This is a genomic window from Mesorhizobium sp. M0058 (genome assembly GCF_040323095.1).
In the GTDB taxonomy this organism is placed as follows: domain Bacteria; phylum Pseudomonadota; class Alphaproteobacteria; order Rhizobiales; family Rhizobiaceae; genus Mesorhizobium.
In genome coordinates this window covers 1-8,914 of sequence record NZ_JAMYUQ010000042.1, presented here as the reverse complement: position 1 = coordinate 8,914, position 8,914 = coordinate 1, and the positions used below count along the sequence as shown (strand labels likewise).

The 8,914-nt window shown below is 58.5% G+C and carries 12 protein-coding genes and 2 pseudogenes; 3 read left to right on the top strand and 11 right to left on the bottom strand.

Features of this window, described 5'->3' with window-relative positions; all coding sequences use genetic code 11:
* Window positions 1–211: transposase (locus NKJ75_RS32590; RefSeq protein WP_352500745.1), on the bottom strand; the 211-nt coding region annotated here is incomplete at its 3' end.
* Window positions 212–448: 237 nt separating this feature from the next.
* Between NKJ75_RS32590 and NKJ75_RS32585 the strand changes: the two genes are divergently transcribed.
* A complete protein-coding gene (locus NKJ75_RS32585) occupies window positions 449–670 on the top strand; it encodes a hypothetical protein (RefSeq protein WP_023806368.1) in 222 nt (73 codons plus the stop codon).
* Window positions 671–1,206: 536 nt separating this feature from the next.
* Here NKJ75_RS32585 and NKJ75_RS32580 read toward each other — a convergent pair.
* From NKJ75_RS32580 to hxsD, 3 genes are all read right to left on the bottom strand, one after another.
* Window positions 1,207–1,431, bottom strand: coding sequence for a hypothetical protein (locus NKJ75_RS32580; RefSeq protein ID WP_352500744.1), 225 nt, complete (start codon window positions 1,429–1,431; stop codon window positions 1,207–1,209).
* Window positions 1,432–1,552: 121 nt separating this feature from the next.
* A complete protein-coding gene (locus NKJ75_RS32575; RefSeq protein ID WP_023806366.1) occupies window positions 1,553–1,792 on the bottom strand; it encodes a hypothetical protein in 240 nt (79 codons plus the stop codon).
* Window positions 1,785–2,117: a His-Xaa-Ser system protein HxsD gene (gene hxsD / locus NKJ75_RS32570; RefSeq protein ID WP_023806365.1), complete on the bottom strand. Its 333-nt coding sequence runs from the start codon at window positions 2,115–2,117 to the stop codon at window positions 1,785–1,787. Before hxsD ends, NKJ75_RS32575 begins: the two co-directional genes overlap by 8 nt.
* 50 nt (window positions 2,118–2,167) lie before the next feature.
* Here hxsD and NKJ75_RS32565 point away from each other — a divergent pair, with 50 nt between their 5' ends.
* Window positions 2,168–2,500: a sunset domain-containing protein gene (locus NKJ75_RS32565; protein WP_031198880.1), complete on the top strand. Its 333-nt coding sequence runs from the start codon at window positions 2,168–2,170 to the stop codon at window positions 2,498–2,500.
* A gap of 14 nt (window positions 2,501–2,514) precedes the next feature.
* Here the strand turns inward: NKJ75_RS32565 and NKJ75_RS32560 are convergent, their stop codons facing one another.
* The 4 genes and pseudogenes from NKJ75_RS32560 to NKJ75_RS32545 all read right to left on the bottom strand — a co-directional run.
* On the bottom strand, window positions 2,515–2,913 hold the full coding sequence (locus NKJ75_RS32560; protein WP_023806363.1) for a PIN-like domain-containing protein: 399 nt from the start codon (window positions 2,911–2,913) through the stop codon (window positions 2,515–2,517).
* The gene (locus tag NKJ75_RS32555; protein WP_023822826.1) at window positions 2,910–3,620 is read right to left on the bottom strand and encodes a hypothetical protein; all 711 of its coding nucleotides are present in this window, start codon (window positions 3,618–3,620) and stop codon (window positions 2,910–2,912) included. The genes NKJ75_RS32560 and NKJ75_RS32555 overlap by 4 nt, the downstream gene beginning before the upstream one ends.
* Before the next feature lie 110 nt (window positions 3,621–3,730).
* The gene (locus NKJ75_RS32550; protein WP_352460860.1) at window positions 3,731–3,901 is read right to left on the bottom strand and encodes a hypothetical protein; all 171 of its coding nucleotides are present in this window, start codon (window positions 3,899–3,901) and stop codon (window positions 3,731–3,733) included.
* Between the two features lie 141 nt (window positions 3,902–4,042).
* Window positions 4,043–4,270, bottom strand: a pseudogene (locus tag NKJ75_RS32545) (helix-turn-helix domain-containing protein); the annotation flags it as partial.
* 520 nt (window positions 4,271–4,790) lie between these two features.
* Between NKJ75_RS32545 and NKJ75_RS32540 the strand changes: the two are divergent.
* Complete coding sequence (locus tag NKJ75_RS32540; RefSeq protein ID WP_352500743.1) at window positions 4,791–5,021, top strand: hypothetical protein; 231 nt, start codon at window positions 4,791–4,793, stop codon at window positions 5,019–5,021.
* A 274-nt stretch (window positions 5,022–5,295) separates the two neighbouring features.
* Here the strand turns inward: NKJ75_RS32540 and NKJ75_RS32535 are convergent, their stop codons facing one another.
* The 3 genes and pseudogenes from NKJ75_RS32535 to NKJ75_RS32525 all read right to left on the bottom strand — a co-directional run.
* Window positions 5,296–6,609, bottom strand: a complete 1,314-nt coding sequence (locus NKJ75_RS32535) for an HlyD family type I secretion periplasmic adaptor subunit (protein WP_023806359.1) — start codon at window positions 6,607–6,609, stop codon at window positions 5,296–5,298.
* The gene (locus NKJ75_RS32530; RefSeq protein ID WP_502903952.1) at window positions 6,596–8,131 is read right to left on the bottom strand and encodes a type I secretion system permease/ATPase; all 1,536 of its coding nucleotides are present in this window, start codon (window positions 8,129–8,131) and stop codon (window positions 6,596–6,598) included. The genes NKJ75_RS32535 and NKJ75_RS32530 overlap by 14 nt, the downstream gene beginning before the upstream one ends.
* A 439-nt stretch (window positions 8,132–8,570) precedes the next feature.
* A pseudogene (locus NKJ75_RS32525) lies at window positions 8,571–8,914 on the bottom strand (calcium-binding protein); the annotation flags it as partial.

Genomic DNA, 8,914 nt, shown 5'->3' with positions numbered 1-8,914 from the left:
CCCGCGTCACAAGGGTACGGCCGTAATAGCCCGAGCGATAGCCAAGCCGTTCGGGCGTGCGCTCGCTCTTCGAGGCACCCAGCGCCTCGTCCATCTCGGCCTCAAGCACCTCCTGCATCACCGCACGGAGCACTTCGTGCAATCCATCCGGGTTCGAAAGCAAAATGTCTTTGACGGCAGCGCTGGCGGTCTTAACTTCAGTCTTGGTCATGGTGGCGTTCCTTCGCGGGAATCAGGTGACGTGAACAATCACCAGCCTGCCATGACCGCCCCCTCTCAGCGAATTTGCAGAACTCTCAGCACACTACCCAGCTCGAGACCACGCTCGCATCACACTCTTCAAGAGATCAGCCAACCGCATCGTTCCCTTGCAGGAAGCCTTGGAACTCCTGCGAAACGTACAACTTGCTCTGACGTCTTTGATCGACTGGAAGCGTCGATCTTCGCAATGAAGAATGAGGAAAAGCAACGGATTGGGATCGCCGCGCCTTCTGTTTTCGGTTTCGTGACCTTGCCCTCTATCGAGGCGCAAGACCTGGCAGCCGAGACGATCGTCGATACCGATCCGCAGTTCGCCGCCCACGAGATGAACTTCAATGGTTGCGCTTCGCCGGCGTCGCCGGACTACTGGTGGAATTCGATTGCAACGGTCACGAGGCCGGATACGTAGCTTGCGCGCTGGGCGCCAGTCCTTTCATGGCGGCGAAGTTTTCTGTGTCGGGGCTCCCAGGCAACAACTCGGGAGCAACGAGCGAGTTGCAACCGAACCTTCCGCCGCTCGTTGACCTATGCTGGCTCGTTCCAGCATACTCCAGGCCATTGCCGCCGGCTCACGCTGGCGGGCTTTTTTGCGGCAGTCGGGAACATCCTCGCTCTGAGGCTGTTCGGTCGCACCCGGCTCTTTCTTCAGCGGTCCCGTGCCGGTGACCAAGATGGCCCCTCACTCATCGTGGTCGGCCCGCGCTCGGAAGCAAGCGCGGGCCATCCCTGCACAAGCACGGCGTCCCCAGATGTCAGCGGGCTTTTATCGTTATACTCTCATTGCTGTGTTGTCGGTGCGCTACCGCTTCTTTGAATGCACGTGCTGCTGCATCGCAAGCGACACGTGAGGAGCCGTTCACGGACAAGATGATTCCGGCTGCCTTCACTGTCAAACCGTGTTTCTCGGCGAACTCTGCGGCTGTGTACGCGCGTTGGGCTTTTTCACTACTCCGCATTTCTGACTCGATATGCCGCTTCCGCCTCGTGTAAGATCTGGCGGGTCCGTTGCAGGGTGTGGTGCATGCTCGCCAAAAGGCTAATGGCGTCGGTCGTTGGACTGCCTTCGTGATTCAGCAAACCGACGACTATATCTTGCTTGGAAACGATGCTCTGGTTGTGAGCGAGTTGCCCCGTCAAAAAAATGAGCCGGATCTCTGCCGGTGTCGGCATGGCCTTCTCCCTGGTCGGGCGAAAGCCTGATGATCGCTCCCAAGCGCCTCGTGCCTGTTTGTTTTTGGTTTTTCGAGGCGACCGCAACAGTGTGCGCTCGTTAGCGGGCAATGGCAACCGGCTAGGCAATTGAGCATCGATGGTGGGCGCGGGCCGCTTTGGATTCGTAGGCGGGGTGTGTGCTGGGAAGCTCGTGCCTGATAAATGAAGCCAGCACGGCGCGCGGCAATACCAGATATTCGCCCGCTTGGTTGGTCAGCACATACCGCTCGTCGTCCAACTGGGAAAAACGGAAGTACGCGAGCTGATATGTGTCGTCCAACGGTCGTTGGAACTCAGTTGCCGGAGCAAACTTAGTCATCGGACTGTAGGCCCGATCTGGAAAACGCAAGCGCCAGTATCGCTTTTCTAACAGTGGCGGTTTCGGCGGCGATGCTGCTACGCAGGTCCTGATCCAAGACCTCTAGCCGCAGTCTTTCTACCGCTGCGTCGGCCGAAGTTCGCGCGGCCGCCTTGCTGAAGTTGATCGTGCATACTGCGAAGCCGCCCTCGATCGTGATCTCAACCGCAGCGTTGCCGGTTACCCGATACGCGGCGCGCTTTACACAGTCGAGGCTGAAGACTGACAGATCAAACTTGACTTGGGCAGTCTGGACGAGCTCGCTATCGCGAGAGGTGTCCGACATCAGCAATAACTGTACCCAGAGCAGTGAGACCCATGACTAGCATGGCTTGAATGGCTAGTGTGGTACGCTCGCTTTTCCGCTATCGTCTCGTCGCCGTTCTGGTGATGCTCGGGGCGACTTCCGCGGGCTATCTTGCAGTCGGCGACGATCGGCACGAGCTGCCGCGCGTTCACCATGGCGGCGATTCGTCGGCCAGCAACGCGGCTGTCCGCGAGGCGGGCTGCGGTATCAAGGGCAACATTAACGAGCGCGGCGAGCATATCTACCATATGCCGGGGCAGGAATATTACTCTGCTACGCGCGTCAACCCAGCTCGAGGAGAGCGCTGGTTCTGCTCACAATGGGAAGCGTGGTGGGCGGGCTGGCGGAAAGCGAAAGTGTAGCGAATGCCTTTAGACTACACCTTCAGTTGCTCGATGCGCGTGCTCTTTATTGGAAGTTCGAACATCGCGCCGCCCGCGACAATTTCCGATTGCTTTTCGATCGTGCTCCAAAGGGCGAGTAGCCGCTCCATCTGCTTGACGACCGGAGCCTTGTAGAGGCCCTTCGAAAGAAAAAACCCGACGAGCCGAGAGCTTCGAAATGCAGCATATTCGACCTTGTTCCGGGTAATGCGTCGATCGCCAGAAATGACGATCCAACGCCCCTCCGTGCTCAGCTGGCCGATCCAGGCCACATCTTTCACGCCGGGGCCGAACTTCTCTCTGATATGGACGATCTCATGCTCCCCGGCGAACAGGGCATTTAGCGAACGGGCGAGAGCGGGCGACAGGTTTTCGTCGACCAGGGCTTTCACGCGGCGCTCTGAAGGCTCTCTTCGAATTTCATGGCGTCTCTAACAGCGGTAGCTGAGACATCGAAAAGGCGCGCCACCTTTTCCACGGATCCTTCGGCTTCTACCGCTTGCGCAAGCGCCACGGTCGGGACGCCATATTTGGAGGCGATCGGCTGACCGAACGAACGATGGGGGTCGATCACGATGGACTGCTTGCCATTGAAGGGCCGCCAGCGCGCCACCGCGTCATTCTCGATATCCAGATCTTTGAACGTCCGCTCTATGACCTGGCGGAAAACATACTGCCGCCTCTTCAGGTCGAGTAGCTTGGTTTCACCGGAACGCTCTATTCCTTCGAGGAAGATCGTTCTGCCGTCAGTCTGGAAGCGCCTGGTTGAGAACGGGCGCTCGTCATTGACGCACTCACGTGCGTACTCGATGCAATTTCTAACCGCCAAAAGGCCGACGCCGGCCCCTGTGAATGCTTTGACAAAGCGGAGCTCGATCAGGTCACGGAATCCGATCTCGAGATGATTGTTGATGATCGGCCACTGCGATGACCATAGCGGCGCGATTCGATGCTCAACTTCTTCGCGGCGGAAGGTGTAGCCCTTCATCCACCTCGAAATATTGAGCGCAGACGTCCCTATCAGGCGCGCGGCCTCTCCGACGCTGTAGGAGCCTACCCCGAAGAATTCTGCGTCTTGAATGTTCTGGCGTACCGACATGCCGGAAGAGTTATCCACTTTCATAGACCGTGCAAGGGGTCACTTCCGCCGTCCAGCTGGCGGCAATGTATCTGTCGGTCGCATCATCAGGATCGCAGAGGACCGAGGCGTCAGTTCGTCTCGTCGACGATACTGTCATAGTCGCGGCCGATCAGTAGCAGCACGAAGCCGCAGGGCACTGTCACGCTGGTGAGGGCAATAAGGCCGAGCCATCCATAGTCCGGCTTCGCAAAATAGTAGTACCAGATAATCGCCTGCACCAGCGGAGACACGATCAACATCCAAGCACCCCATATGCCATCCGTGTTGAGCCGGATCGTTGTCGTCGCCCGATATCTGATTGCCATACGTATGCCCTCCCGTTCCCCAAAAGGCAGCTTCGCGCCGGTTTAGCGCGAACGCAAGCGCCGGCCCGGCTACGGCTTTGCGAGCCTCACGCCGGCGCCTCCTCCATTCTGCGGAATGAGCTCAACCCCGGCAGCCTCCAGAGCGGCCTGCAGGTCGACCAGCGTGCGGTCGTATGGCGTCCGCTTGCCAGCTTCGAAATTGGCAATGGTCGTCTTGGCCACCTGGGAGGCCGCTGCCAGCTGATCCTGCGACCATCCAACAAGCGCCCGGGCTGCCCGGCATTGAGATGGTGAAATTGTCATTTTAATTAAACCTTACATTAAAAGTGCCGACTGTACGATACGTGCAGCCTTATACCATTAGTGCAACGTTATCGCAAATGCAGACCCAAATGCCTAACGCCGGCGAAGCTATGGCCGCTGCTTTCCCTTGGAAGATTTTCCCGCGGCGCCCTGCTCGGTGCCATCGCCTCTATTCCGGCCATAAGAGGCGCTGCCGGGGCGCATGTCTCGCCGCAACCGGCGCCTCTGCCCTCCCAGGAGGAACTGCTGCAAGCCTACAGTGAGATGGCTGTCGAACGTCTGCTGCTTATGCGCGACATCTACCCTGGCGAGCGCAACCCTACCGCCTAACAGCCCTCGTGCCCTGCAACACTCTTGCGGCGCATTACCATTTCCCGCTACGATGACCGAGAGTTGTAGCCCGACATGGGAAACGGTGCCCTCGCAAGCCACGCGTGCGCTGCTCGTCTTGCAGACCGTCGGCGTTGACTTCAGGCCGCTGAGTGAACGGCAATGATCTTTCGTTCAGAAGGAAACTGCCATGCGAACGACCGAAGGTGATCGACCGCCTTCCGGCTGGTTTGTGGTCGACGTTATGCGCCGCGAAACCCGGAAGTGGGACTGGACGGGGCTTATGACCGATACGCATCCTGACGACGATCTAGAAGCTCGGATCTTTGCGAAGCAGTGCTGGGTCCGCATTCCCGGTAAGCACCGAAACCGAGATGGGGCTTGGGATATGTTCGAGGCGATGTCAGCCACGCGGCACTGACTGACTTTCATTCCGCAGAAGAGAAACGAACAGCCCGCTGCCGCTGGTGGCGGGTTTTTCATGTCGCGTTTCACCAGCCGCGCACCAGTAAAAACCGTTGACTCAGTTGCAACATGAAACGCTGACATTTCTGCATTTGAGGGTACGTTAAGATGTTGAATTCACTGCAGAAAGAAGTTGTGCCCAGAGGCAAGTGAGAAAATATGTGTGCCTTCAGGTCTCACCACGCTCAAAGAAACCAACAGAAATACAACGATATATTCTGTGGGTTATTTCATTCCTCCCGGAATGTCCGACTGATTTGGTCCGACAGCGGCTTCACGAAATAGGAAAGCGCCGTACGCTCGCCCGTCTCGACCATCGCTTCGGCCGGCATACCGGGCACGAGTGTCAGCCCCTTGAGCTTCGTCAGTTCCGCCTGCGGAACCGACAGGCGCACCAGGTAGTACGAAATGCCGTTTTTTTCATCCGTCGCCAGATCGGCTGCGATCCGGCTGACATATCCGTTCAATATCGGCGTGGTTCTCAGATTGAAGGCTGACATCCGCAGCACGGCCTTGTGACCAAGCTGGATTTGGTCGATGTCCTTCGGGGTGATTCGTACTTCAAGCGCAAGATCGTCGCCTTCCGGCACGATTAGCATGATCGGATCGGCGGGCGTAATCACTCCGCCGACCGTATGAACTGCGAGTTGTTGAATGGCGCCTGACTGCGGCGCGACGATATCGATCCGCCGCAGTTCCTGTTCAACCGCCACCTTGCGCTCAACATACTCCCCGATCTGCGCCTGAACCTCTCTGAGCTCCTGGCCGACTTCCGACTTGAAATCCTGATCGATCTGCGGGATCTGCAGGCGCGTTTCGGCTATGCGGGCTGCCGTCTGTGCCTGATCTGCGATCTTCTCACCGCGTTCGCCGCCGAAAGTGGCAACCTGGATCTTCAGGCTGTTCAACCGTTGGTCCGAGACAATGCCTTGCTTGCGCAGCCCACTTAGAACAGCAATTTCCTTTTGGAGAACCTCGATCATTTTTTCATAGGCAATTTCCTGCGCCTTGAGTCCTTCGATCTCGTGGTGATATTGAGTAATGCGTTCCGCCAATTGCGCCTGCTTCCCGTTGCGGGATTGCCTGCGGAATTCGAACAGCAGCGTCTCGCTATCTATTGCCGAAGCTACGTCCGGAACATCTCTTCGGGCGAGTAGCCAGTCCGGGAAGGCGATTTCCGCGAGATCGTCACGCTCAGCATCGAGTCGTGCCAGGTAGGCGGCCAGCTCATCGAGCCGCTTGGTGACTATGGCGAGATTGGCGCGCGTCTGGGTGGCATCGAGCCGCATGAGGATGTCGCCGGCTTTTACTTTATCCCCTTCGCGCACCAGGATTTCTCCGACCACCCCGCCAGTCGGGTGCTGCACCTTCTTGACATAGGAAACGACGACAAAGTGTCCGGACGCTACAACCGCACCGGAGAGATTCGTGAAGGTCGCCCAGGCTCCGGCTCCTCCCACAAAGATCACGCTCGCCAGAAGGCCCGCCACCAGGTGCCGGCGAATGGAGCTTGAAACGTCATTGTTCTGATCAATGCCGGACACCGGTATCCTCCATGTCAGCGCGCTCTGCCACGTGATCCTGTGTAGACTCGATGGCCTTCAGGACTTTGGAACGCGCACCGAATGCTCGCTGCCGTCCACCTTCCATCACCAACACCAAATCGACGGCGCGGATGACGCTCGGCTGATGGCAGACGACAACCGCAATGCCCTTGCGCTCGCGCACGGAGGCGATCGCCTTAGCGACTGCAGCTTCGCCTTCCGCATCGAGATGGGTATTGGGTTCATCCAGCACAACAAGGAAAGGGTCTCGATAAAGGGCACGGGCAAGACCGATAAGCTGGCGCTGCCCGGCGGAAAGTGCCGATCCGACCTCACCGACCGGAGTTTCGTATCCGTGCTCAAATCGGAGGATCAGTTCGTGCGTGCCCGCTGCTTTCGCCGCGGCGACAATAGCCTCAGGGTCAGGATCATCTTCAAAACGAGCAATGTTTTCGGCAATGGTGCCGTCGAACAGCTCAACACCTTGTGGCAGATAGCCGATATGACGGCCTAGTGCTTCCCGGTCCCATTGATCGAGGCTTGCGCTGTCAATGCGAACCTTCCCGGCGACCGGCGTCCATGCGCCGACGATGGCGCGCGAGAGTGTCGACTTGCCCGAGCCCGAAGGACCGATGACCCCGAGTGCGCTTCCCGCCTGAATGACAAACGCAAGGCCGGTCACGGTCAGCTTGCTTTCGCCGGGCGGAACGATTGTCACGCTTTCCAAGCGCAGTTCGCGTTCAGGTGCAGGCATAGGCACAACAGGAGCGGTTTCAGGAACCTTTTCCAAGAGGTCCTCCAGCCGCGCCCAACTCTGGCGCGCAATGAGGAAGGGTTTCCAGCTTGAAATGGCCAGATCGACCGGAGCCAGCGCACGCCCCATCATGATCGAACTGACAATCATGACCCCGGCCGTAGCCTCCTGTCTGACGACAAGGTACGCACCGACGGTAAGAATGGCCGATTGCACCTGCAGGCGCAAGTCGGCATTGCATCGCGCTGCTTGCAGCAGACCATTGCGTGCCATGTTGTGGGCAACGGTATCGCTTATCAGCCCTTGCGAGAGAGTGTTGGCAAGAAGTGTCAGAGATGTGAGACCGACCGCCCCGATAAGTGCCGTCATGCCGATCCAGAAATGAAGGAGGAAGCAAATGCCAAGATAAAACAGCATCCATGGCAGATCGAAGAACGCTGTCGGACCGTTTCCACCTAAGAAGCCTCGAACATTGTCGAGATCGCGAAGCGGCTGCAAGCCGTCGCCCGGCATGCGCGTTGAAAGCGGAAGGCGAACGATCGCATCGTGAACGCGTCCGGAAAACTGTCCATCGAAACGCTCGCCAATCCGCAGCAGCACGCGGGCGCGCAAAATGTCGAGCAGGCATTGGAACGCATAAAGCCCCGCAGCAAGCACGACGAGCCCCACTAGCGTGGATACGCTGCCACTTGCCAAAACGCGGTCATAGACCTGAAGCATGAACAGCGGCGAGATGAGCGCAAGCACGTTGACCACGCCGCTGATCAACACAATGCCCCAAATCGCGGAAGTCAGAGGGAAGGGTCTCAAAGCTGAATCCTTTAAGGAATGGTTGTCACGTAAGTCTCCGGAGGCTGGCGACCCAGCTCCCTATATTGCTCCCCGACCGGCAACCGACTGCATCCGCTCGCTGGTTCAGGATCAGTGCTCCCGCCGAATATGTTTGGTCCCGGCATTTAATGGAGCGGGTCAACAACACCGTCCGGCTGAAAGTTTGGAAGGGATTCATCGTGGTCGGCCGCAAGGGCCCGAACAGGCTTCCGCCTCCACACCTTCAGGAGATTTCGGTGCACGACCAGCGCGACGCGCAGGGCTTCGTCACTGTACACGCTGACTGCTCCCGGGCGCCCCGGCCCATGGCAAGTAGCGGAAACGGGAAAGCGCCCGCCCAGGGGGGCGGGGCGCGGTTCCGTATGGGTTTTCTGGATCAAACGAAGGTGAAGTCGGACGCGGTCAGGCCTAGGTCGGCCACGGTGACCACACCGCCCAGGTGGGCGAACTCATGCGCGCTGTTGTCGGCGGTGACATAGGCCAGAGTTGCGAGTCTGTCGGTGTAGCTGCTTTGGTAGACAATGATGTCGCCGGCGTGCTCGCCGGAGATCGCACTCGCCGCCTCATTAGCAGAGTTGAAAGATTCGCCAGTGATCACCACGACGTGTTCGCCGTTCGCACCCGAGGCCGCACCACTGTAGAAGCTGCTCACCGGGTAGCCGGACTGTATGCTGGCGTTGTTGACGAAGTTCGCGCCAAAACCGTCGTTGTAGAGGCCTA